This window comes from Falsiroseomonas sp. (assembly GCF_051860665.1).
Lineage (GTDB): Bacteria > Pseudomonadota > Alphaproteobacteria > Acetobacterales > Acetobacteraceae > Falsiroseomonas.
In genome coordinates this window covers 93,559-117,249 of sequence record NZ_JBHYDM010000013.1, presented here as the reverse complement: position 1 = coordinate 117,249, position 23,691 = coordinate 93,559, and the positions used below count along the sequence as shown (strand labels likewise).

The following is a 23,691-nucleotide window of genomic DNA, read 5'->3' as shown; positions in this document are numbered from 1 at the left end:
CCTCAACCGCGCTCGACCGTGGCCGAGAGCACATAGCCGCCGCCGCGCACGGTCTTGATCACCTGCGGATTGCGCCCGTCATCCTCCAGCTTGCGGCGGAGGCGGGAGACGGCGACATCGATGGCGCGGTCGAAGGGCCCGGCCTGGCGGCCGCGCAGCAGGTCCATCAGCATGTCCCGCGTCAGCACGCGGTTCGGCCGCTCCACCAGCACCATCAGCAATTCGTATTCGCCGCCCGTCAGCGGCACTTCGGCGCCCTGCGGGTTCAGCAGGCGGCGCCGCGTCGGCTCCAGCACCCAGCCGGCAAAGCGCAGCACCTTGGCCGGCGGCTCCTGCGAAGGGCCAGTGCTGCTATCGGCGGTCGCCCGGCGCAGCACGGCGCGGATGCGGGCCAGCAGCTCCCGCGGGTTGAAGGGTTTTGCGACGTAGTCATCGGCGCCGAGTTCGAGGCCGACGATGCGGTCCGTCTCCTCCCCCATCGCGGTCAGCATGACGATCGGCACCTCGGACTGGGTGCGCAGCCAGCGCGCGAGGTCGAGGCCCGATTCGCCCGGCATCATCAGGTCCAGCACCACCAGGTGGTAGCGGCCGAGCGGCCAGAGTTTCCGCGCCTCCCGCGCATCCCGCGCCGCGGTCACGCGGAAGGACTGCTTCTCCAGGAATTTTCCCAGGAGCTCGCGGATTTCGCGGTCGTCGTCGACGACGAGGATGTGGGGGGCTGTGGCGTCCATGGCGGTAACATAGCGCGCCCCCGGCAAGCCCCTAGGGCCAAAGCCGCCCCCGTGTTGCGGCAAGTGACGGCGGGGGTGGCGGTTACCGAGCGTTGCATTTCCTGACGCTTCGGACCCTTACCAGGTAACGGCCAGGGCACATCTGGCGAAGGGCAAGGCGCCATCCCGGCCATGGCCGCACTCCGCCATGGGACTTCCCCCCTCCCAGCCCGGGCTGGCGTATTGTACTGGCGGCGGGGATGGCCCTTTCTCCTGCGTCCCCGCCGCCGAATTTTCCCGAACCGCCGGCCTGGGTGCGCCCGGCGATCGGCGCCCTGGTGGCGGCGGATCCAGACCTGGCGGCGATCGAGTCTGCCGCCGGCCCGCTGCCATGGCGGTCGCGGCCCCCCGGCCTCGCCGGCCTGCTGCGGACCATCTGCGGCCAGCAGATCTCGAACCAGGCCGCCGGCGCCATCTGGCGGCGGCTTTCGGCGATTCCCGGCGCGCTGGAGCCCGCGACCCTGGTCGCGATGGACGATGCGACGCTGTGTGGCACCGGCGGCCTGTCCCGGCCCAAGGCGGCGCATGCGCGCGCCCTGGCCGCTGCCTGCCTCGATGGCGCGCTGCGGCTGGATGCGCTGGATGCGATGGGGGATGAGGAAGCGGTGGCGCATCTCTCCGCCATCCGCGGCCTCGGCCGCTGGACGGCGGAGGTGCATCTGCTTTTCGCCCATGACCGGCCGGATATCTTCCCCAGTGGCGATATCGCGCTGGCCGCCAGCGTGGCGCATCTGAAGCGGCTGGCGGAGCGGCCGAAGCCGAAGCAGCTGGCCGAGATCGCCCTGGCCTGGCAGCCCTGGCGCGGCCTCGCGGCGCGGCTCTTCTGGCATCATTGGCGCCATGTCACGGGCCGGCCGTTGATCGAGGATCCATTGCCGGAGGCGGCGCTGGGCGGCAGTTTGGGACAATGATGCTCTCCGCCACCCTGCGCGCCACCGCCCATCCCCCGATCCCCGCCGCCCGCGCCTGGGCCGCGCGCTACCAGGGCGCCGCCGGGCCGGCGCTGGACCTGACCCAGGCGGTGCCGGGCTATCCGCCGCCGCCCGAATTGCTGGCCCGGCTGGCGGAGGCTGCGGGCAGCACCGCCTGCGCCGGCTATGGCCCGATCGAGGGCGATGCTCCGCTGCGCGCGGCCCTGGCCGCCGACATGGCCGGCTTCTACGGCGCGGAGATCGCCACCTCCGACATCGCCATCACCGCCGGCTGCAACCTGGCCTTCGCCATGACCATGGCGGTGCTGGCCGCGCCCGGGGAGGCGGTGATGCTGCCCACCCCCTGGTATTTCAACCACCAGATGGCGCTGACCATGCGCGGGGTGCACCCCGTGCCGCTGCCGACGCGCGCCGAGGCCGGCTTCGTGCCGGACCCCGCCGAGGCCGCCGCGCTGATGGATGCGACTCCCGTGCGCGCCCTGGTCCTGGTCACGCCGAACAACCCGACCGGCGCCGTCTACCCGCCCGAGCTCATCGCCGAATTTTTTCGCATCTGCCGCGCCCGTGGCGTGGCCCTGGTGCTGGACGAGACCTACCGGGACTTTCTCACCGAGGCGCAGTCCCCGCCGCACCGGCTTTTCACCGACGCGGCCTGGCGCGACGGGCTGGTGCATCTCTATTCGTTTTCCAAGGCCTATTGCGTGCCGGGGCATCGGCTCGGCGCGGTGGCCGCCGGCCCGGCGTTCCGGACGGAATTGGCCAAGGCGCTGGACACCTGGCAGATCTGCCCGGCGCGCCCGGCCCAGGCGGCGCTGGCCTGGGCGGTGCCGGCGCTGGCCGGCTGGCGCGCGGGCAACCGGGCGCTGATGGCCGATCGCGCCGCGCTGTTCCGCGTCGGCGTCGGCCAGCTGCCCGGCTGGCGGCTGGACGCCCTCGGCACCTATTTCGCCTATCTGCGGCTGCCGGAAGGCGCACCGGATGCGGAGGAAGCCGCCGCCTGGCTGGCCGCGGAGCTGGGGCTGATGAGCCTGCCCGGCCCCTTCTTCGGCCCCGGCCAGCAGCGCCACCTGCGCCTCGCCTTCGCCAATGCGGGGGCGGAGGTGCTGGCCGAGGTGCCGGCCCGGCTGCGCCGTGCGGCCCTGGCCTGGGGTCAGCCGTAGAGCGCGGTGAGCTGGCTCGGCGTCATCTCATAGAGCTGGCTGCGGCTGAAGGCCTCGATCTGCCGCGCCCGCATGGCGGCGAGCTGCGCCGTGGTCACCGCCGCGATCTGGTCCGAGGACAGGGCCTGCACGGCCTCCGTCGCCAGCCCCAGGAACTCGTCCGGCTCGATGGCGGCCACATCGGCCGGGGCGAAGGCCTCGATCTGCTCGGCATCCAGCGCGCCGATGGCGGCGGGACCCAGCGCCTGCACCTGGGCGCTGTCCAGCGCGCCGAGCTGGGCGGGCGACATGGCCCGCACCTGCGTGCCGGTCAGCGCCGCCAGCTGCGTCGTGGCCAGTGCCGCCACCTGGCTGGTGCCGAGTGCGAGGAACTGCTGCCCGCGCAGCGCCGCCACCTGCGCCGTGCCCAGCGCGGCGATCTGCGTCGTGGCGAGGCCGCTGGTGCCGGCGAAGGACAGGTTGCCGACCTGGCCCGCGCTGAGCGCCGCGATGGTGGTGGTGGACAGCGCCGCCACCTGCGCCGCGCCCAGCCCCGAAACCTGCGCCGTGCCGAGCAGCCCGATGCGCGTGCCGAGCGCATCCATCTGCGCCGTGGTCATCCCGCCGAGCGCCGCGGCGGAGAGGCCCGCGATCTGCGTATCCGCCAGCCCGGCCAGGCTGGTGGAGGAAAGCCCCGCCACCTGGTTCGCGGTCAACCCGCCCGCCTGGGTGGCGGTCAGCGCCGGCAGCCGGTCCGCCGCCTGCGCCAGGTCCAGCCCGGCGATCGCCGCCGGCGCCAGGGCGGCGAATTGCGTGGAGGCCAGCGCCGCCAGCTGCGTACTGGCCAGCGCCGCGACCTGGGCTGAGCCCAGCGCCGCCGCCTGCGCCGTGCCGAACAGCCCGATCTGCGCGGTCGAAAGTCCCTGCGGCGCAAGTCCCGCCATGCCGGCGGCGGACAGCGCCTGCAACTGCGTGCTGGCCAGCGCCGCCACCTGCGCGGAGGAGACGGCGGCGATCTGCGCCGAGCCCAGCGCCGCGACCTGCCCGGTGGCCAGCGCGCCCCATTGCGTCCCGTCCAGCGCGCCGACCCGGAGGCCCGCGATGCCGGCCGTGCTCAGCGCCGCCAGCTGCGTGGTCGCCAGCGCCGCCACCTGGCTGCTGCCCAGTGCCGCGATCTGCGCCGAACCCAGCGCCGCCGCCTGGCTGCTGCCGAGGGCCGCCAGCTGCGTGCTGGCCAGCGCCCCCAGCGCGGTGGAGGACAGCGCGGCGATCTGCGCGCTGCCCAGCGCCGCCACCTGTGTCGTCGCCAGGCTCGCGGCCGCCGTGGTGCCCAGGCTGGACAGCGATGCGGGCGCCAGGGCGGCCAGTTGCGTTGTTGCCAGCCCCGCCAGTTGCGCGCCGTCCAGCGGCCCGATCTGGCTGGCGGAGAGGGCGCCGAGCTGCGTCGTGCTCAGCGCCGAAAGCTGGCTGCTGGTCGCCGCCATCAGCTGCGCGGTGCCGAGTGCCGCCACCTGCGCCGTGCCCAGCGCCGCCAGCCCGCCGCTGCCGATGCCCTGGATCGCCGTGGCCGCCAGCCCGCCGATCGCCGCGCTGGACAGCGCCGCCCAGCTTGTCGTGCCCAGCGCCGAAAGGGCCGTGCTGCCGAGTGCCGCGGCCTGGACCGAACTGAGTCCGGCGATGCCGGTCGTGGTCAGCGCCGCCAGCTGCGTCGCCGCCAGCAGCCCCGCCTGGGTGCTGGACAGCGCCGCCACCTGGTTCCGCTTCAGCGCCGCCGCCTGGCCGGTGGAAAGCGCCGTGAGGTCCGTGGCCTCCAGCCCCAGCATGCCGCCGGCACTCAGCGCGCCGACCTGGGCGGTGCCGAGGGCGGCCATCATGCCATCCGGCAGCGCCTGCACCTGGTAGCGATCCAGCCCCGCCACCTGGGTGCTGGACAAGGCCGCCACCTGGCTGGTGCTCATCGCACTGAGCTGGGCGCTGCCCAGGCCCATGATCTGCAGCACGCTGAGCCCGGCGACATTCAGCCCCTGCATCGGCGCGCCCGAAAGCCCGGCCAGCGCGGTGGGGGCAAGGCCCGCTACCTGGGCGCTGGACAGCGCCGCCACCTGCGTCGCCGCCAGCCCGGCCAGCTGCGTGCTGGTCAGCCCGCCGAGCTGCGCGCTGCCCATGGCGGCCAGCTGCGCCGTGCCGAGCGCGGCCAGCTGCGTCGTCGCCAGCCCGGCCACCGCGGTGCGCGACAGCGCCGCGACCTGGGTGGTGGCGAGGCTGGCAAGGCTTTGCGTCGACAGGGCGGCCAATTGCCCGCTGCCCAGCGCCGCCACCTGCCCGGTGCCCAGCGCCGCCAGGCTGCCGGTGCCCAGGGCCGCCAGCGCGGTGGTGGCCAGGGCCGCCACCGCGGTGCGCGCCAGGGCAGCCAGCTGCGTGCTGGCCAGGGCACCAAGGTCGGTCGCCGTCAGCGCCGCCGCCTGGGCCGTGCCGAGGCCGGAGACCTGGGCCGTGCTCAGCGCCGCAAGGCCCGTCGTGCCGAGGGCCGAGAGCTGCGCCGTGGTGAGCCCCGAGACGGCGCTGCGCGACAGGGCGGCGAATTGCGCCGTATCCAGCGCCGCCAGCGTCGCCGTGCCCATGGCCGCCACCTGTGCCGGCTTCAACGCGGCGACCTGCGTGGTGGAGAGGGCGGCGATCTGGCTGCTCGCCAGGGCATCGAAATCGGCGCCGTCGATGCCGGCCAGCGCCGCCGGCGTCAGCGCCGCCAGCTGGGTGGTGGAGAGCGCGGCGACCTGCATGGAGGTCAAGGCCTTGGCTTGGCTGCTGCCGAGCGCGCGGATCTGCGTCGTCGTCAGCGCGCCCGCCTGGGTGGTGGCCAGCGCCTGCACCTGGCCGAGGGTGAGCACCGCCACGGCGGCGGCGGAGATGGCGGCGACCTGGCCGGTGCTCAGCGCCGCCAGCCGGTCCGGCTGGATCGCCTTGACCTGGGCGGCGCCGAGGCCGCCGATCTGGTCCGTCGACAGCGCGGCCAGCGCGGTGGAGGAGAGCGCCGCCACCTCCGCCCCCGAGAAGCTGGCGATCTGCTGCGTGCCGAGCGCGGCGAGCTGCGTCGGCGCCAGCGCGCCGATCTGCGCCGCACCGAAGGCCGCCACCTGGGCGCGGCTGAGCGAGCCGATCTGGCTGCCGGACAGCGCCGCGACCTGCGCCGTGCCCAGCGCCGCGATGCCGGCGGTGGACAGGCCCGAGAGCTGCGTGCTGGCCAGCGCGGCGATGGTTGCCGTGGACAGCGCCGCCACCTGCGTGCCCTTCAGCGCCAGCATCTGGTTGCGGGTCAGCGCCGCGGTCTGGGTGGTCGCCAGTGCCGCCAGCCGGTCCGTGCCGAGGCCCGCGATGGCGGCGGCGGAGAAGGCGGCGATCTGGGTTGCGGCCAGGCTTTGCGCGAAGCCGGCGGAAAGGCCGCCGGCCTGGGTGCCGGTCAGCCCGGCCAGGGCCGTGGTGGACAGCGCCGCCACTTGGCTGCCCGCCAGGCTCGCCAGCTGCGTGCTGGCCAGCCCGGCCAGCTGCGCCGACTTCAGCGCGGCCAATTGCGTCGTCGCCAGCGTCTCGACCTGGGTCGTGGCCAGGCCGGAGAGCGCGAGGCCCGGCAGCCGCCCGAAGACCTCCGGCTGCAGCATGGCGATCTGGCCCGTGCTCATGCTGGCCAGCAGCGTCGCCAGCTGGCGCGCGCCCGCGGCGGTGGAACCGGCGGTGCTGGAGGTGGCGGCGATCGACACGGCGGGTCCTCGGCGCGGCGCGCGGGGTCCGGGTTTTCGCGGTCCGGGAGCATCCCTGGGGATGCAAGTCTGCGCCGCCGGTGATTAACGCCGACTGAATTCCCGGCCAGGCCGGTTGCACCCCGGGCCCCGGATGGGCAACAGATCGGGGAGACGCCGGAGGAGCCTGGCCATGACCACGATGCGAAACCTGGATGTGATCTCGGATTCGGTCTGCCCCTGGTGCTGGATCGGCAAGCGGAACCTGGATCGGGCGCTGGCGACCCTGGCCGGGGAGGGCCTGCGTTTCAATGTCCGCTGGCGCCCCTTCCAGCTGAATCCCGACATGCCGGAGGAAGGCATGGTGCGCTCCGTCTACCGGACCCAGAAGTTCGGATCCGAGGCGCGGGGCAAGGAGCTGGATGCCAATCTGGCGGAGGCCGGGCGCAATGTCGGCCTGCTGTTCCGGCACGACCTGATGCAGCGCACGCCGAATTCCGTCGCCTCCCACCGGGTGGTGCGCATGGCGCATGCCCAGGGGCTGCAGGATGCGATGATCGAGGCGGTGTTCCGCGGCTATTTCCAGGAGGGCCGCGACGTGGGCGACCACGCCATCCTGGTGGAACTGGCCGGCGAGGCGGGCCTGGACCGCGACGCGGTGGCCGCCATGCTGGCCGGCGATGCCTATCGGGACGCGGTGCTGGCGGAGGATGCGGCGGCGCGCAGTGCCGGCATCTCGGGCGTGCCCTCCTTCCTGCTGGACGGCCACCTGCTGTTCAGCGGCGCCCTGCCGGCGAGCCGCATGGCGGATGCCTTCAAGCGGGCCGATGCCATCCTTTCGGAGCGCGCCTCGGCCGCGTAGCATCCCGGCCGTTCAAGGGAATCGACCGCATGGAATGGCTGCTGCTTGGCCTCGTCGTCCTGCTGCTGCTGTGGCTGGTCGTCATCTACAACCGGCTGGTCTCGCTGCGGCAGGCGGTGGGCCAGGCCTGGGCGGATATCGAGGTGCAGCTGAAGCAGCGCCACGACCTGATCCCCAACCTGGTGGAGACGGTGAAGGGCTATGCCGCGCATGAAAGCGGCACGCTGGAGGCGGTGATCGCCGCGCGCAATTCCGCGGTGCGCGCCCAGGGGCCGGAACAGGCGAGCGCGGCGGAAGGCCAGCTTGGCGCGGCGCTCGGCCGGCTTTTCGCGCTGTCCGAGGCCTATCCGGAGCTGAAGGCCAATACCAATTTCCTGGCGCTGCAGAGCGAGCTTGCGAACGTGGAGAATACGCTGGCGGCCGCACGGCGCTTCTTCAACAACAGCGTCGCGGAATACAACGCCTCGATCCAGTCGATCCCGGCGGTGTTCTTCGCCGGCTCCCTGGGCTTCGGCCCGCGCGGCTTCTTCGAGCTGGATGAGGCGGAGCGGGCGGCCACCCGGAACGCGCCGCAGGTGAAATTCTGAGCCGGGGGCGGCGCCATGCTGCCGACGCATGGCCTGCGGACGCATATCTGGAACACCGGCCTGCGGTCGCTGCTGCTGCTGGCCGGCTTTCCCGTGCTGCTGGCGCTGGTCACCTGGGCCGTGGCGCTGCTGCTGGCGGCCACCGGCACCGATGACTTCGGCCAGGGGCTGCGGGATTCGGTGGCGCTGCTGCCGGTCGCCATCCCCATCGCCCTGCTGATCTCGGCCATCTGGTTCGCCATCGCCTGGTTTTCCAACCAGTGGATCCTGGACCTGCTCTCCGGCGCCCGGCCGGTGACGCGGGTGCAGGAGCCGGCGCTCTGGGCCATGGTCGAGGAACTGGCCATCAGCCGCGGCATGCGGATGCCGCGGCTGGCCGTGATCGAGACGCCGGCGCGCAATGCCTTCGCCTCCGGCCTCAAGCGCGACCAGGGCGCGGTGACGGTGACGCGCGGGCTGCTGCAGGCGCTGGGGCCGCGGGAGCTGCGCGCGGTGCTGGCGCATGAGCTGACCCATATCCGCAACGGCGATGCGCGGCTCGGCGTGGTGGCGGCGGTGTTTGCCGGCGTAATCTCCATGGTGGGGGAGCTGATGTGGCGTGGCCTGCGGCTCGGCCGGATGCGGCGGCTGCCGACCGGCGGCAGCGGCAACGGCAAGGGCAGGGGCGGTGCCGCGCTGCTGGTGGTGCTGGCGCTGGCCATCGCGGCGCTGGCCTGGCTGCTGTCCATCGCGCTGCGCATGGCGCTGTCGCGCAACCGCGAATACCTGGCGGATGCCGGCGCGGTGGAGATGACGGCGGACCCGGACGCCATGGCGAGCGCGCTGCGAAAACTGGCGGGGCAGGAGGCGATGGAGGGGCTGCCCAGCCAGGTGCGCGCCCTGCTGCTGCATGACGGCGCGAACAGCCTCGGCCCCGCCTGGTTCGCCACCCACCCGCCGATCGAGAAGCGGATCGAGGCGCTGGAGCGCTACGCAGGCGCGGCGGTTATGCCCCCAGAAGCGACCGCAGCCGCCGCACCGCACTCCCCGGCGTCGTCACCACCGGACGTCCCGTGGCGGCGGCCACCGCCTGGGCCGCCCGCGCCAGGCTGAACTGGCCGAGCAGGATCACGTCGCAGCCGGAAAGCTGGCGCGCCGCCTCCGCCGCCAGCCGGTCATGCGCTGCGGTGTCGCCGGCATCCAGCGCCGCCAGCGCGCCCTCCGCCAGGCAGGGCACCACCTGCACGCCGGGTGGAAATTCCGGCGGCATGGAGGAAAGCGTGCCGGGGAAGGTGGCCAGCAGGCCGATGCGGCGGCCGATTGCCACCGCCTCCTCGATCGCGGCCTCGTTCGGCTTGAGCACGGGGATGGGGGCGAGGTCCGCCGCCACCGCCTCGATGCAGGGGCCGAAGGCGGAGCAGGAGAAGAGCACGCCATCCGCCCCGGTGCCGCGGGCGTAGCGGCCGAGGGTGAGGAAGCGCTCCGTCATCGCCGGCGTCAGCGCACCATCGCGCGCCAGGTCGGCCGAGAGACTGTCATCCAGCAGGTTCATCAGCCGCGCCCCGGGCCAGGCTTCGGCGAAGGCGGCCTCGATCGGCGGCGGGGAATGTCGCAGGGCGTGGATCAGCGCGATGCGCATGGGCCGGCTAGTTGCCGACGCAGCGCTGCAGCGGGGAGGGGAATTCGGTGCAGTTCGGGAAGGCGATCTCATTCGGCCCGCGCCGTTCCACCCGCAGCGTATTGGGCCCGGTGGCGCAGCCGAAGCCGATATCGGCCGGCATGCGGGAGGCCATGGGGCCGGTGGGGCCGGCGGCCGGGACGAAGCGGAATTCCAGCACATCGGGGCTGGTGGCCACCGTCTCGATGATGCGCTGGCGATAGGCGACGTCGAAGACCGAGGCGCGCAGAACCACATCCTTGGTGAAGATCACGGCCGGCTGGCCGGTGCAGCGGGGCCCGCTGGTCTCCCCGGGCGGATAGATGCCGCCGGTCCAGGAGCCGAAGACCCAGGCATGCGGCGGATCGCCCCCCTGCTGCGCGCCCGCGCTTCCCCCCAAAGCCATCGCTGCCGCCGCCACCAGGATCCACCGTCGCATGCCGCGCTCCATCGTCATTTGGCGGGAGCATAGCGCGGGGAGGGGGGCGGGGGCTATCGGGGCGGGGGGCGTGGTGGCGGGGTGTTGTTCATGGCCCTTAGCCTGTCTGGGCCGGGGGAGTCGGCAATGTCTCGATTCGACCCAAAACGGACTTCTTGTCGGCCCGCTGACTTATCACGCTGAACTCACCCACCGTCGGCAAACTGCGGCAGTTCCGAGGGCCTTGTTGGCCACCCGGATGGAAGCTGAGCTCGGTCGAGCAGCTCAACCACATCAAGATCTGGGAAGGTCGTGCGAAGCAGAGGGATATCGGTCTCTTTTTCGAAGAATACGAAATGGCGGCCTGACCGAGCCTCGCAGTAGAGCAAACGGCTCCATCGCGGCCGCATGCCGATGCCGCCGATATACGTCAGTCGCCCAGCTGTGATCTCGAACACCCAAGGCGTGACAGCGACGTTCAGCGCAGTATTCCCAGACACGAAGGAGTAGGCGACGAACGCGTGCCGTCCGGCGGGCAGTCGAAGCGCAACCGCCTTCATAAGCGTGTTTGGCCGTTGTGGATCGGCTTGCCACGAATCGTCTGCGTCCGGGATCTGCAGCAAGCGCGGACGGCTCTCCATCTCCGCGGCAATGGCGTAGATCGGGCGGAAGCTGTCGGTGCAGCCGGCTTCTGTCGGACGGCGCACGATTAGGCCAAGCAGTCCTTCATTGGGACCTAATGCGAGCGGCTGGCCCGGCACAACTTCGAAGGAAGGGCGATGCGCGCAGGCGCCCAGCACTGACAGCAGTGCGATGGAACCGAGTGCGCCTCGCCTCGAAAGCTTAGGGTAAGCCACGGGCAGTCGCCTCAGGCCGGAGGGACGACGGGCTGCCGGGGCCAGCCGGGTGCGTCCGGGATGACGACGTCGATCCGGCGCCCCTGCAGCCAATCGAACTGCTGGCGAAGCCGCGGCACGTCGCGTTCCGACTGGTCACGCAACGCGATTGCGCGGACGCGAGTGTCGAAATGCGGTGCGAAGGCAAGGTTGCCGACGTAGGTCACGGTCCCCGCCTTCGGGCGGACCCGAAGCTGGGGCACGCGTGTAAAGCCGATATTGCGGAGCCCAAACTGCTGGTAGCCGAACCCGGTGAACAGGTAGTCACGCTCTGGGAGCACCGCTGCAAACAGCCGGACCGGCGTTCGTTCCGGGGTCTCAAAGTCGTATCCCCCCAAAGCGGTGGGCGCCCGGAAGATGCGTCCGTCGGGCGTGTCGTTAGGTCCGCTAATGACAAGGTTAACGCCGGGTCGGGCCCTGCCATCCTCCTCCATGACGTCGGCGGCGAGCATCTGAACGTACGCTATGTCTCCGCCGTACGCCCATGGGCCAAACGTCTCGATCGAGCCCACTATAGCGCCAAGCGCCGGATTAACGCCAAACGCGAAGCCAGGCCGCATCTCGCGGTCCATTGTCATCGACTCGCAGCCAGCGAGCAGAGTGGCGACGCTCACCGAGAGGACCGTCCGCCGTTCTACGTGACCCTTCATCCGCGTTGGTCCTCGCTAGTCGTCGGGAGATAACTGAAATTCGTCGGGTGCTAAGCTCGGGTCATCTTTGCACAACACACGCCCAGCTTCGCCAACCTTGCTGTCAAGGGAATGGACCCGCACCTGCGTAAGTCAGTTCACCGCCCTCTAAAGACCTTCCGAACCGCTTGAAACATCAACCTACGCCGCCGCCCCCGCCACCCGCGGCACCCCCGGATCCTTCACCGGCAGATGCACCAGCGCCGCAAAGGCGGAGGCGCCCACCCCGATCCACCACATCATGTCGTAGGACCCCGTCAGGTCCAGCACCACGCCGCCCATGAAGGCGCCCGTGAAGCCGCCCAGCTGGTGCCCCAGGAAGACCAGCCCAAAAATCGTCGCCAGCCAGCGCGTGCCGAAGTTGCGGGCCACCAGCGCCACCGTCGGCGGCACGGTGGACAGGTAGAGCAGCCCCATGATGGCGGAGAAGATCATCACCGTGGTGGTCGTCTTCGGCACCAGCATGAAGCCCGTGATCAGCACGCCGCGCGCGGCATAGATGATCACCAGCAGCTCCCGCCGCTTCCACCGCTGCGTCAGCTCGCCCGCCGCCAGCGATCCCGCCACGTTGAACAGGCCGATCAGCCCGATGGCGCCGGCGCCGACCGCCACCGGCAGGCCGCAATAGTGCACGAAGCCGGGCAGGTGGGTGGTGAGGAAGGAGATGTGCAGCCCGCAGACGAAGAAGCCGAAGAACAGGTACCAGAAGCTCGGCGTGCGCAGCGCACGGGACAGGGCCTGGCGCGCCGTCTCCTCATCCTTCGGCGCCACCTTCGGGCGCGGCGGCTCGGCCAGTGGCCAGGCGAGGGGGATCATCAGCAGCGCGGTCGCCGCCATCAGCGCCAGCGTGATCTCCCAGCCCAGCCCGGCGATTCCCAGCCCCGCCAGCGGCACCACGAGGAACTGGCCGAAGGAGGATCCGGCCGTGCCCAGCCCCACCGCCAGGCCGCGCTTCGATTCCGGCAGCAGCCGGGTCAGCGTCGCGATGATGATCGGCATCCCGGCGGCGGAGACCGCGACGCCCATCACGACCCCGGCGAAGAAGGTGAAGACCCCCAGCGCCGAGGCCAGCAGCATCCCCAGGATGCCGATGGCATAGAGCGCCGCGCCGCCCATCACCACCGCGCGGCCGCCATAGCGGTCCGCCAACTGGCCGCAGATCGGCTGGCTGGCGCCGTTCAGCAGCACCTGCAAGGCGATGGCGAAGGAGAAGCCGGAGGCGGTCCAGACATTCGCCTCCGTCATCGGCGCCAGGAACAGGCCGAAGGAATTCCGCAGGCCCATGGCGAGCGCCGCGCAGAGCACGCCGCAGGTCATCAGCACGGCGGCGGTGACGGCCAGGCGGCGGTCCGGCAGCTGGCCGGGGAAAGGGGTCGTCATGGCCGCCGTGTCCTCATGCCGGGAAGCTGTCAGGCGAGGTCGGGCAGCGACCTCGATGCCAGGATATTGCGCACGCCATCGGTCATCCCGCCCAGCGTGGCGGGCGACACCGCCTCCAGCTTCGACCGAGGCGCAATGTTCCAGAATTGGAAGCCCAATTCGCTGAACTGCTCCACCAGTTCCGCGGCACTGCTGCCCTGCGCCGCCAGCATGCCGGGCGCGAATTCGAACATGATCTTGGCGCGCGGCGAACGGGCGAGCAGCGCGCGCATGCCGCGCACGGCGCGCGTTTCCGTGCCTTCCACATCCATCTTCACCACATCCACGGTGAAGGCCGGGTCGGGGAAGAGATCGTCCAGCGCCACCACGCGGCAGGCCCGGGTCTGGCCGCCCTCGGGCACATGGCCGGGGGTCACCGTCAGGTGCCCGCCGCCGCCCCAGGCCCAGGAGAACAGCAGCTCCGCCGTGCCTTCCTCGGCGCCCACCGCCATGTTGTTCACCCGGGCATGGTCCGACAGGCCGTTCACCGCCAGCGAACGCGCCAGCAGGGCGGCGAAGCGGGGGTTCGGCTCGAAGGCCTCCACCCGCCCGGTCGGGCCGGTGGCCAGCGCGCCGAGCAGCGCATAGACGCCGAGATGCGCGCCGAGGTCGAGCACCGTATCGCCCGGCCGGATCATCTTCTCATAGAGGCTGGTGTAGTTCGTCTCCCAGGTGCCATCGATCAGCAGATGCGGGGCGATGTCGTTGCCGCGGGTATCGACGAACATCTTCAGCCGGCCCTGCAGCAGGGTCAGCGCGGTATGGTCGCCGAGATAGACGCTGGGCGTGTAATGAAGCGGGTGGGTGCGGGCGGCGAAATAGGCGACCGTTTCCTCCAGCCGCTTCTGCAGGCGCAGCAGGTGGCGGGGCAGGGAGATCAGATCACGCATCATCCGGCAAGCAGCCTCCGATCGGGCGTAACAGGGGAAGGGGGACCGGTCTGGGCCGGGCTTCTGCCCCCGAAGCGGGGATTTCGGCGCGACGATCGCGCCGCGGCGCCAGGGCGCCCCGCTGCTTTACCGGAAGCCCCGGCGAAACAGAAGCGGAGCCCGGGGCCTCAGCCCGCCTTGCGCAGCGCCAGGCCGAAGCTGGTGACCACCGAGACGCCATGCCGCTGCTTCGGCCGGGGCGGGGCATCCGGCCGGCTGGAGACCTCGGCATCCTCCGGATCCAGCCCCGGATGCAGGTTCACCGGCAGCATCTCATGCCCCTGCGCCCGGATCCGTGCCGCCAGCGTCTCCAGGTCCTGCCGCCGCAGCGCCACCAGCTCCGGGTGGCGCAGCAGGGCGGTGTCGGAGCTGATGTTCAAGGTGAAGCAATGCACCGAAAGCCCGCCCGGCTTCAGCACCCGCAGGCTCTCCTCCAGGAAGGCGGTCGCCGCCTCCACCGAGCCCAGCCGGTCGAGCGCCGAGGCCGACCAGCAGAAGTCGAACTGCCCGTCGAGATCCGCGGGCAGGTCCCGCATGTCGATCGGCCGGTAGTCCACCAGCTGTTCGAAATCCTCCAGATGCAGGATCTCAGGATGGAACAGCGCCGTCCGCTCCGAACCCGGATGCAGGGAGGGCTCCGCCGCCGGCCGGTCGCTCGCCAGCACCTTCACGCCGCGGGAGGCGAGGAGGGAGGGGATGCGTTCCCGCCCCACGCCGAAGCCGAGCCCGCGCCGCCCCTGCGCGACCATCCCATGGGTGGCGAGCAGGGAGACGATCCAGGCCTGCTCCCAGCTCCGCCGCCCCCGGACGGGCGCCATGCCCATGGCGCCGACGATCTCGGCGAAGGCCGGGTCGTCGAACTGGGCGGCGGTGCACATCTGGCCCACCGGGTCTTCCAGGCTGGGCGGGGCGAAGCGGAAGGGAAAGGCCGGGTCGGCGGAGGGGCGCATCAGGAAGATCGGCATGCCGTAGCTCGGCACGCCCTCCCGCGCACTATCGAAGAAGTCGTGGAATTCCCAGGTATCGGCGCAGACGCGGCGCAGCGTGTCGAGGTCGGGCCAGTGCCGGTGCGATTCCACCTCCTCCTGGGTGAAGGGATCGCGGCTGATCAGCAGGCGGAAGGCCCAGGTCACCGCCTCGGCGCTCAGCCTCGGCTCCGGCTTCGCGGCCTCCGTCCCGGCCCCCGAGGCTCCCTGTCCCGCCTGCTGCTCCATCATAGCTCCTTCGCGGCTTCCAGCACCTGGGCGGCATGGGCCTCGGGCTTCACCTTGCGCCAGATCCGGGCGATGCGCCCATCGGCGCCCACCAGGAAGCTGGACCGCTCCATGCCCATATAGGTCTTCCCATACATCGACTTCTCGACCCAGACACCATAGGCCTCCGCCACCTTGTGGTCGGCATCCGAGGCCAGCGGGAAGGTCAGGTTGAACTTCTGGGCGAATTTCTCGATCGGCTTCATCGCATCCGGCGAGACGCCGATCACCGTGAGGTCCAGCTTGCCGAGCGCGGGCAGCGCCTCCTGGATGCCGCAGGCCTGCTTGGTGCAGCCGGGGGTATCCGCTTTCGGATAGAAATACAGCAGGAAGGGCTTGCCCTTCAGCTCCGCCAGGCTGACGGAGCGGCCGCCGGAGGCCGGCATGCTGAAATCCGGCGCGGGGGCGCCTTCGGTGGCGGTGGTCATGTCGGGGCTCCTTCAGGCGGTTTCGGGGTTGCCGACATGGCGGGTGAAGCTGGCGCGCACCCGGGCGGCGACCTCGCGCATCTGTGCGCGATAGGCCGGTTGGTCAACCGCGGGTCCCGGCAGCAGCCGGGCGGTCGCCGAGAACAGCGCGAGCGCCACCGGCTCGGGCAGCGTCTCCTCCGGCCAGCGGCCGACGGTCAGGCGCAGATGGGCGGTGATGGCGCGCCAGAGGCGATCGGCGGCGACCAGCGCCTCCGCCTCCTCCGCCGGCAGGATGCGCGCCTTGGCCAGTGCCGCCAGCGCCAGCCGGGTGGTGGGGGAGATCACGGCCGGCAGCCGATGGGCATGGGCCACCTGCAGCGCCTGGGAGATGAACTCCACCTCCACCAGCCCGCCCGGCATGTGCTTCACATCCCAGGGCCCATCCGCCGGCAGGTCGCGCAGCATGCGCGCCCGCATGGCCCGCGCATCGGCCAGCACCTGGGCGGCATCCGCGGTGCGCGTCTGCGCCTGGCGGATTGCCGCCTCCACCTTCCGCTTCAGCGCCGGGGCGCCGGCGACGAAGCGGGCGCGGGTCAGCGCCATGCGTTCCCAGGTCCAGGCCGATTCCGCGTGGTAGCGGGCGAAGGCGGAGAGCGAGACGGCGACCGGGCCCTTCGAGCCGGAGGGCCGCAGCCGCATATCCACCTCATAGAGCCGCCCCTCCGCCCCCGGCGCGGTCAGGGCGCCCACCACCTGGTTGGCCAGGCGCGCGAAGTACTGCGAGGGGGCGAGGGATTTCGCCCCGCCCGCGCTCTCCGGCGCATCGGGCGCGTGGTCATAGACCAGGATCAGGTCGAGGTCGGAGCCCGGCAGCATGTCCCGCCCGCCGAGCTTTCCCAGCGCCACCACGCCGAGCGCGCCGCCCGCCACCTTGCCGTGGCGCCGGGCGAAATCCTGGGCGATGCGGGGCATCAGCGCGCCGATCGCGGCATCGGCCAACGCGCTGCGGGCGAGGCCGGCCTCGTCCGTCTCCAGCCGCCCTTCCAGCGCTGCCGCGTCGATCTCGAATTTGCCCTCGGTCACCAGGCGCCGGGCGGCTTCCAGCGCCTCCTCCAGGAAGCGCGCATCCTTGACCAGGGCGGGCAGGGAGGCGGCGGGGTCGGTGCCAGGCGCGGCATGGCCGGCCAGCAGCCCGTCCAGCGCCGCGGCATTGCGGGCAAAATGGTCCGCGAGCTGCGGCGCGGCGCCGAGAACGAAGGCCAGCCGGTCCAGCAGCGCCGGGTTGCGGGTCAGCAGGGACAGCACCTGCACGCCCGTGCTCATCCGCGCCAGGGCCGCGTCGAAGCGCATCAGCGCGGCATCCGGCTGCGGCTGTTTTGCCAAGGCCGCCAGCAGGCTGGGCATCAGCGCCGTCAGCAGCTCCCGCGCCCTTTCGCTGCGGGTGGCCCGCGCCCGGCCGTGGTGCCAGCCGCGCACGGTGGCGGCCACCGCGCTCGGGTTCTGGAAGCCCAGGCCGCGCAGTGTCGCCAGCGTCGCCGGGTCGTCCTCCACCCCCGTGAAGACCAGGTCGCCCTGCACGCCATCTGCCGCCGAGAGGTCCGGCGCCGTCTCGAACAGCCCCGCATAGCGCCGCTCCACCCGGGTCAGGTGGCCGGTGAGGGCATGGGCAAAAGCCTCGGGCGTGTCGAAGCCGAGGAAGGAGGCGATATTGGCCAGCCCTGCCGCATCCTCCGGCAGCCTGTGCGTCTGCCGGTCCGCCACCATCTGCAGCCGATGTTCCACCTGGCGCAGGAATCCATAGGCATCGGCGAGATCCGCCGCGGCGCGGCGGTCGATCTTGCCGGCCGCCGCCAGCGCGGCCAGGGCGCCAAGCGTGGTGGGGTCGCGCAGGGCGGGGTCGCGGCCGCCCCAGATCAGCTGCAGCACCTGCACGGTGAACTCGATCTCGCGGATGCCGCCGCGGCCGAGCTTCACGTCGTGGCCCGCCACCTGCACCTCGGCATGCGCGCCCTTGTGCCCCTTGTGCGCGTGGATCTGCCGCTTGATGGAATGGATATCGGCCACCGCCGCGAAATCCAGGTGCCGGCGCCAGACGAAAGGCCGGATCTCCCGCAGGAAATGCTCGCCGAGGGCGCGGTCGCCGGCCACCGGCCGCGCCTTGATCATGGCGGCGCGTTCCCAGTTCTGGCCCATGCTCTCGTAGTAGATGATGGCCGCCGGCAGGCTCACCGCCAGCGGGGTTGCCGCCGGATCCGGCCGCAGGCGCAGGTCGGTGCGGAAGCAGTAGCCATCCTCCGTCCGCTCATCCAGCAGCCGCACGAGGTCGCGGGAGAGCCGGACATAGATGGCGCCCGCCCGGTCGGCGTCGTAGGTTGCAGCCTCCGGGTCATACAGCACCATGAGGTCGATATCCGAGGAGTAGTTCAACTCCCGCCCGCCCAGCTTGCCCATGCCGAGCACCACGAGGCCCGAGCCCCTGCAGGTGGCGCGCGGGTCGTGGCGCGCGGCGCCGCCGGCCAGCTTCAGGTCGCCGCGCGCCTGTGCCTCCCGCAGCAGATGGGCGCAGGCGTAGTCGGTGCAGGCATCGGCGAGGTCCGACAGCGCCCCCGTCACCCGGTCCAGCGCCCAGAGCCCCATGATATCGGCCACCGCCGCGATCAGGGCGGCCTGGCGCTTGGCCTGGCGCAGCAGGCTGGCCACGCCGGGTCGCGTCGCCGCCGGATCGGCGCGGCCCAGCGGGTCCAGCGCCAGGGCGAAGGCGGCATCCGGCCCGCGCTCCAGCAGCCGCAGCAGGGTGGCCGATTCGCGCAGCGCGAGATCCGCGAGATAGGGGCTGTGGCCGCCGAGCGCGGAGAGCAGGGCGGCACCCTCCGCCGTGCCGGCGAAGCCGCGCTCGGCGCTGCCGCGTTCGGCGAAGCGCGCCACCAGCGCGGCGGCGGCCTCCGTGTCATTCGGCCGGGGCAGGGGGGTCGCGGCGCGGGCCGGCATGGCCGCGCGGGGGGGCGGGACGGGGTCCTGGCCGCCCGGGGGCAGCGGAGCCTGTGCCGGCATGGCCGGCGCGCGGGTCTTGGGCATCGGTGGGCAGGGTGGCGATGAGGCAAGCCGCCGGTCAAGTGGCGCGGGAGGCGCATCGCCTCCTGCACCTGCTGCTCGGCCTGGTGCTGGTGGTGCTGCTGGCCGCCGGCCTCGGCGCCTGGCGCCTGTCCCAGGGTCCGATCGAACTGCCCTTCCTGGCGCAGGCGATCGCCGAACGCGTGAACCAGCCCGGGCCGGATGGCAGCCTGCCGGAGACCCGGCTGGCGGTGGGAAGCGCCAGCATCCGCTGGCAGGGCTGGCGGCAGGGCCATTCCACGCCGGTGGAGCTGCACCTGGCCGCGGTGCAGCTGCGCGACCCGGATGGCGCGCTGCGGATGGACCTGCCCGATGCGGCGGTCAGCCTCTCCCTCGCCTGGCTGCTGCGCGGCGAACTCGCGCCGCGCCGGCTGGAATTGCAGCGCCCCTCCCTGCTGCTGCGCCGCGCGGCCGATGGCCAGGTGACGCTGCGGCTGGGCAATGCGACGGAGGCCGACCCCACCGCGCCCGGCGATGTGGATCCGGAAAAGCTGCTGGTCGACCTGATGCGCCCGGCCTCGGAGGAGAGGCCGCTGGCGGCGCTCGAATCGCTGCGCATCCTGGATGGCCGGATCGTGGTGGAGGATGCGGCGCTGGGCGCCACCTGGGTGCTGGACGGCGCCGATGTGACGCTCCGTCGCCGGCTGGGCGGCGGCCTGCTGGGCGAGGCGGAGGCCACGCTGCTGCTGGGCGCGGAGCGGGTGCCGATCCGCATCGGCGCGGAGGTGAACGAGCCCCCCGCGGGCGCCGCCGCCGGCACCCCGGCCGAGGTCGCGCTGCGGCTGAGCCTGCCGGAGCTGCGCCCGATGCTGCTGGCGGCCGCCGCGCCGGGCCTGGCGCCCCTGTCCCGGCTGGATGCCACGGCACGGATCGCGGCGACCGCGCGCTTCGACGCCCGCGGCGGCTTCCATGCGATGCAGGCGGAGCTTTCGGCCGGCGCCGGCGCGCTGGACCTGGGCGAGGGACGGCGGATCGGCATGGCGCGGCTCGACCTGGCGCTGGAGGCAGCGCCGGGACGGCTGGCGGTGCCGCGCGGCAGCCTGCTCCTGGAGGGCCCGGCGCCGCCGAGCCTGACCCTGGCGGCGGAGGCCCGGCGTGGCGAGGGCGGCTGGCGCGGCGGCGCGACGCTCGGGCTGGATGCCGTGCCGGTGGCCGATCTCGCCCGCCACTGGCCGGCGAACCTCGCCGGCCATGTGCGCAGCTGGATCGTGCAGAACCTGACCGCGGGCACGGCGCGCGACGGGCAATGGCGGATCGAGGCCGAGGCCGGGCCGGATTTCGGCGACTTCCGCCTGACCGGCCTGGCCGGCACGCTGGATGTGGCGGATGCGACCGTGCATTGGCTGCGGCCCATCCCGCCCGCCGAACGCGCCACCGGCCGCGTCACCTTCGGCCTGGAGGAGATTGCCATGCGCGTCACCGGCGGCCGGCAATCCGGCGGCGCGGTGACGGTGCGCGACGGCAGCATCCGCTTCCTGCTGCCCCCGGGCGGGCAGGAGACCGCCGAGATGGTCTTCAACCTGGCCGGCCCCGTGCCGGATGCCCTGGCCGTGGTGCAGCACCCCCGGCTGAAGCTCTTCGAGCGCCGCCCCCTGCCGATCAAGGACCCGCGCGGCAGCATGGAGGGGCGCCTCACTCTCAGCTTCCCCCTGCTGGCCGACCTGCCGGTGGAACGGCTGCAGCTGCGCGTCCAGGCCAGGTTGCGGGAGGTGCGGATGGCCGATGTGCTGCTCGGCCGGCCGCTGGAACGTGGCACGGTGGACCTCACCGTCGACAATAACGGCCTGCGCGCCACCGGCACCGCGACGCTGGCCGAGATCGCCGCGCGGCTGACGGTCGAGATGGACTTCCGGGACGGTCCCGCCAGCCAGGTGGTGATGCGGGAGACGGTGCGGGCGGAGACCGATTCCCGGAATCTGGTGGCGCTGGGCCTCGCCTTCCCCGAGGTGATCGAGGGGCCGGTCGGCCTCGATATCCGCACGGAGCGCCGCCGCAACGGCCAGGGCCGGGCCAATATCCGCGCGGAGCTGCGCGAGGCGCGGCTGATGATCGACCCGCTGGCCTATGTGAAGCCGCCCGGCCAGAACGCGGGTGGCGAGATGGTGCTGCGGCTGGCCGGCGAGAACCTGGAGGCGATCGAGAGCTTTCGGGTCGAGGGCCCCGCGCTGCGGCTGCGCGGCAGTGCCAGCTTCGCGCGCGGCACGCGGCTGGAACGGGTGGTGGTGACGGAGGGAGCGGTGGAGGAGAGCCGCTTCACCGGCGAGGCCCGCCCGCCGCTCGCCCCCGGCAGCCCCTGGGCGCTGACCCTGCGCGGGCCGGTGCTCGACCTGCGCCGGGCCCTGGCGGATGAGACGCCGGCCGCCGATGCGGGCGATGCCGAGCGCGGCCCCGCCTTCGCCGCCGATGCGCGGTTCGAGCGGGTGCTGCTCGGCGCCGGGCGGCAGCTGGCCGCCGTGGTGGCGCAGGTCCGCGTCGATTCCTTCGGCGTGGTGCGCGCCGGCAGCCTGGCCGGCCAGGCCGGGCCGCGCGGGCGCTTCGAGGCGCAGATCGCCCCCGCCGGTGCCGGCCGGTCGCTGCGGCTGGAGGCGGAGGATGCGGGCGCCCTGCTCGGCAGTTTCGACGTGCTGCGCAAGCTGCAGGGCGGGCGGCTGTCCGTGACCGCCAGCTATGCCAGCAACCGGCCGGGCGCGCCGCTGTCCGGCAGCGCGGAGATGACGGATTTCGCGGTGCGCGACGCGCCCAGCGTGGCCAAGCTGCTGCAGGCGATGACGCTCTATGGGCTGGTGGAGGCGGTCTCCGGCCCCGGCCTCGGCTTCTCCCGCCTCGTCGCCCCCTTCAGCCTGACCCCGGAGGTGCTGACGCTGGGGGAGGCGCGGGCCTTCTCGGCCTCGCTCGGCGTGACGGTGACGGGCACTCTGGACCGGCGGCGACAAAGGCTGGCCATGTCCGGCACCATCGTGCCGGCCTATTTCTTCAACTCGCTGCTGGGGAATATCCCGATCTTCGGCCGGCTGTTCTCGCCCGAGGCCGGCGGCGGGCTGTTCGCCGCCACCTTCCGCATCAATGGCCCGGCCGATGACCCGCAGGTGAGCGTCAACCCCCTGGCGGCGCTGACCCCGGGTTTTCTGCGGGGGCTGTTCGGGATCGGCCAGCAGGGGACGCCGTAAGCTCTGGCGCGAGCCAGCCGGGGGCCAGCACCCAGAGTCCGTCGAAGCGCGCCAGCAGGTCCCGCGCCGGGTCCAGGCCGGCGCGCGCGGCGGCCAGCATGGCCTCGTCACCCAGCACATAGAGGCTGCCGGGCTCCGGCGCGCCGCGCGCCAGGCGGCTCCGCGTGGCGGCGTTCAGCGCGGCGACGCGGTCGGGGTCGAGGCGGGCTAGGTAGACGGCATCGGTAGGCCGGCCGCGCGTGGCCGCCAGCACCGCCACCTCCTCCCAATGCCGGGCCTGCAGACCGGTGGGTGCGAGGCGGATGCGGTCGTAGCGCGCGGTGGCGCGCTGCCAGAAGGGATCGGCCAGGCGCAGCGGGGCGGTGACCGGGGCCGGGCGGAAGAAGCCCGCCAGCCGGTCGAATCCGGGCCCCAGGTCCGCCAGCTGCACCGCGAGCAGCGCGGCCAGCGCCAGCCCGGCGCGCCGCCCACCCAGCGCATGGGCCAGCGCCGCGATGGCGCCCAGGATCAGCGCATAGGCCAGTGGCCAGAAGAAGCGGACGGAGGCGCGCAGCGCATCCGCCAGGGCCACCACCCGCTCCGGCAGATCCAGCTCCGCCACCACCTGCCCACCGATGGAGAGGCGGTGGGTGAGGGCCAGGGCGAGCATTCCCAGCAGCCCCGCCAGCAGCGGCCAGCGCCGGCCGAGCCCCGGCCGGGGTCGCCAGGCATAGGCAAGCCCGCCGGCGGCGATCAGCAGGAGCGTGCCGAGGCCGAGATAGCTGTCCTGCCCCTCCAGATGGTCGGCGCGCGGCAATTGGGGCAGGAAGCGGCCCCATTGGCCGGGATCGAAGGGCGCCAGCAGATCCAGCTGCATTTCGCCGAAGCCGCCCCAGGTGCCGCCCAGGCCGCCGCCGAGCAGGAAGAACCCCGCGGCCCAGAGCCCGGCGAGGCCCGCCCCCGGCACCGCCACCGCCTCCAGCGCCAGGACGGGCCTGCGGCGATCCGGCGCGATGGCGCGGGACAGCCAATCGGTCGCCCAGAAGCCCGCAACCATCGGCAGCAGGTAGCTATGGATGAGGGAGGCGGCGAGCAGCAGCGCGGCCCATTCCGCCAACCGCCGCCAGGGTCCGGCCGAGGTCAGGCACAGATACAGCGCCCCCAGCAGCAGAAACTGCCCGCCTAGCGCGAAATGGCCGCCCAGCCGGTTCAGCAGGATCGGCTGCAGCACGAAGAGCGCCGCGCCGGCCAGCCGCGCCAGCGGGTCCGGCGTGACCAGCCCGATCAGCCGCCAGGCCAGCAGCCCGTGCAGCGCGCCGCAGGCGAAGATCCACATCCCCCAGTATTGCGGCACCTCCACCAGCGGTCGCAGCGCCTTGAAGGCGAAGGCCAGCAGGGGGATGGAATCCGAGTAGAAGATGGCGGAGCCGACCTCGAGCCCCCAGTCGGGATTGGCCCCCGGCGGCCACATCCAGGGGGCGCGGGCAAAATAGGTCCAGCCGAGCCAGTATTGCACCGGGTCAGGCCCGATGGTGCCTTCCAGCATCCACCCCGTGTTCCGGGGCGGCAGGATCTGCCAGCCATAGACGCTGGCGATCACCGCGATGCCGATGGCGATGGCGGCGAGCGCGCCGCAGACGGCCTCCGGCACCGCCGGGATGGCGGGAACTCGGACGGGAAGCGGAAGCCTCGCCTGGCGCAAAAACCCCTCCCGCACGCGCAGCCGGCGCGGACCGGAGGAGGATCTGCGCGCGGCACGG

General features: G+C 72.6%; 18 protein-coding genes. 6 read left to right on the top strand and 12 right to left on the bottom strand.

Annotation, left to right across the window (positions count from 1 at the left end; translation table 11 throughout):
- Nucleotides 1-2 precede the first annotated feature (2 nt).
- Nucleotides 3-731: a response regulator gene (locus tag ACTIF1_RS15065; protein ID WP_304811878.1), complete on the bottom strand. Its 729-nt coding sequence runs from the start codon at nucleotides 729-731 to the stop codon at nucleotides 3-5.
- Between the two features lie 239 nt (nucleotides 732-970).
- On the opposite strand from ACTIF1_RS15065, the gene ACTIF1_RS15060 reads away from it, so the two are divergent.
- Entirely contained in the window at nucleotides 971-1,681 is a 711-nt protein-coding gene (locus ACTIF1_RS15060) for a DNA-3-methyladenine glycosylase family protein (protein WP_439597256.1), read from the top strand.
- Nucleotides 1,678-2,862, top strand: coding sequence for an aminotransferase (locus tag ACTIF1_RS15055; protein WP_439597255.1), 1,185 nt, complete (start codon nucleotides 1,678-1,680; stop codon nucleotides 2,860-2,862). Before ACTIF1_RS15060 ends, ACTIF1_RS15055 begins: the two co-directional genes overlap by 4 nt.
- Here ACTIF1_RS15055 and ACTIF1_RS15050 read toward each other — a convergent pair.
- Nucleotides 2,853-6,596, bottom strand: coding sequence for a beta strand repeat-containing protein (locus tag ACTIF1_RS15050; protein ID WP_439597254.1), 3,744 nt, complete (start codon nucleotides 6,594-6,596; stop codon nucleotides 2,853-2,855). The two genes, ACTIF1_RS15055 and ACTIF1_RS15050, sit on opposite strands and share 10 nt — an antisense overlap.
- Nucleotides 6,597-6,768: 172 nt before the next feature.
- Here ACTIF1_RS15050 and ACTIF1_RS15045 point away from each other — a divergent pair, with 172 nt between their 5' ends.
- From ACTIF1_RS15045 to ACTIF1_RS15035, 3 genes are read left to right on the top strand one after another with little or no spacing between them, the layout of a single operon-like run.
- Entirely contained in the window at nucleotides 6,769-7,437 is a 669-nt protein-coding gene (locus ACTIF1_RS15045) for a DsbA family oxidoreductase (RefSeq protein ID WP_439597253.1), read from the top strand.
- 29 nt (nucleotides 7,438-7,466) lie between these two features.
- Entirely contained in the window at nucleotides 7,467-8,024 is a 558-nt protein-coding gene (locus ACTIF1_RS15040) for a LemA family protein (RefSeq protein WP_439597252.1), read from the top strand.
- A gap of 15 nt (nucleotides 8,025-8,039) precedes the next feature.
- Nucleotides 8,040-9,116: a M48 family metalloprotease gene (locus tag ACTIF1_RS15035; RefSeq protein WP_439597251.1), complete on the top strand. Its 1,077-nt coding sequence runs from the start codon at nucleotides 8,040-8,042 to the stop codon at nucleotides 9,114-9,116.
- Here the strand turns inward: ACTIF1_RS15035 and ACTIF1_RS15030 are convergent.
- The 9 genes from ACTIF1_RS15030 to ACTIF1_RS14990 form a co-directional block, all read right to left on the bottom strand.
- On the bottom strand, nucleotides 9,010-9,642 hold the full coding sequence (locus ACTIF1_RS15030; protein ID WP_439597250.1) for an aspartate/glutamate racemase family protein: 633 nt from the start codon (nucleotides 9,640-9,642) through the stop codon (nucleotides 9,010-9,012). The two genes, ACTIF1_RS15035 and ACTIF1_RS15030, sit on opposite strands and share 107 nt — an antisense overlap.
- A gap of 7 nt (nucleotides 9,643-9,649) precedes the next feature.
- Complete coding sequence (locus ACTIF1_RS15025) at nucleotides 9,650-10,099, bottom strand: hypothetical protein (RefSeq protein ID WP_439597249.1); 450 nt, start codon at nucleotides 10,097-10,099, stop codon at nucleotides 9,650-9,652.
- A 185-nt stretch (nucleotides 10,100-10,284) separates the two neighbouring features.
- Nucleotides 10,285-10,878: a hypothetical protein gene (locus ACTIF1_RS15020; protein ID WP_439597248.1), complete on the bottom strand. Its 594-nt coding sequence runs from the start codon at nucleotides 10,876-10,878 to the stop codon at nucleotides 10,285-10,287.
- A gap of 68 nt (nucleotides 10,879-10,946) precedes the next feature.
- Nucleotides 10,947-11,588, bottom strand: coding sequence for a hypothetical protein (locus ACTIF1_RS15015; protein WP_439597247.1), 642 nt, complete (start codon nucleotides 11,586-11,588; stop codon nucleotides 10,947-10,949).
- A 216-nt stretch (nucleotides 11,589-11,804) separates the two neighbouring features.
- Nucleotides 11,805-13,043, bottom strand: coding sequence for an MFS transporter (locus ACTIF1_RS15010; RefSeq protein WP_439597246.1), 1,239 nt, complete (start codon nucleotides 13,041-13,043; stop codon nucleotides 11,805-11,807).
- Nucleotides 13,044-13,072: 29 nt separating this feature from the next.
- A complete protein-coding gene (locus tag ACTIF1_RS15005) occupies nucleotides 13,073-13,972 on the bottom strand; it encodes an FkbM family methyltransferase (protein ID WP_439597245.1) in 900 nt (299 codons plus the stop codon).
- Nucleotides 13,973-14,139: 167 nt separating this feature from the next.
- Nucleotides 14,140-15,225, bottom strand: coding sequence for a methyltransferase domain-containing protein (locus tag ACTIF1_RS15000; RefSeq protein WP_439597244.1), 1,086 nt, complete (start codon nucleotides 15,223-15,225; stop codon nucleotides 14,140-14,142).
- The gene (gene bcp, locus ACTIF1_RS14995) at nucleotides 15,225-15,692 is read right to left on the bottom strand and encodes a thioredoxin-dependent thiol peroxidase (protein ID WP_439597243.1); all 468 of its coding nucleotides are present in this window, start codon (nucleotides 15,690-15,692) and stop codon (nucleotides 15,225-15,227) included. The genes ACTIF1_RS15000 and bcp overlap by 1 nt, the downstream gene beginning before the upstream one ends.
- A gap of 12 nt (nucleotides 15,693-15,704) precedes the next feature.
- Complete coding sequence (locus ACTIF1_RS14990; protein ID WP_439597242.1) at nucleotides 15,705-18,749, bottom strand: bifunctional [glutamine synthetase] adenylyltransferase/[glutamine synthetase]-adenylyl-L-tyrosine phosphorylase; 3,045 nt, start codon at nucleotides 18,747-18,749, stop codon at nucleotides 15,705-15,707.
- 17 nt (nucleotides 18,750-18,766) lie between these two features.
- Here ACTIF1_RS14990 and ACTIF1_RS14985 point away from each other — a divergent pair, with 17 nt between their 5' ends.
- A complete protein-coding gene (locus ACTIF1_RS14985) occupies nucleotides 18,767-21,952 on the top strand; it encodes a DUF3971 domain-containing protein (protein ID WP_439597241.1) in 3,186 nt (1,061 codons plus the stop codon).
- On the opposite strand, the gene ACTIF1_RS14980 is transcribed toward ACTIF1_RS14985, so the two are convergent.
- Entirely contained in the window at nucleotides 21,879-23,582 is a 1,704-nt protein-coding gene (locus tag ACTIF1_RS14980) for a DUF6311 domain-containing protein (protein WP_439597240.1), read from the bottom strand. The two genes, ACTIF1_RS14985 and ACTIF1_RS14980, sit on opposite strands and share 74 nt — an antisense overlap.
- Between the last annotated feature and the right edge of the window lie 109 nt (nucleotides 23,583-23,691).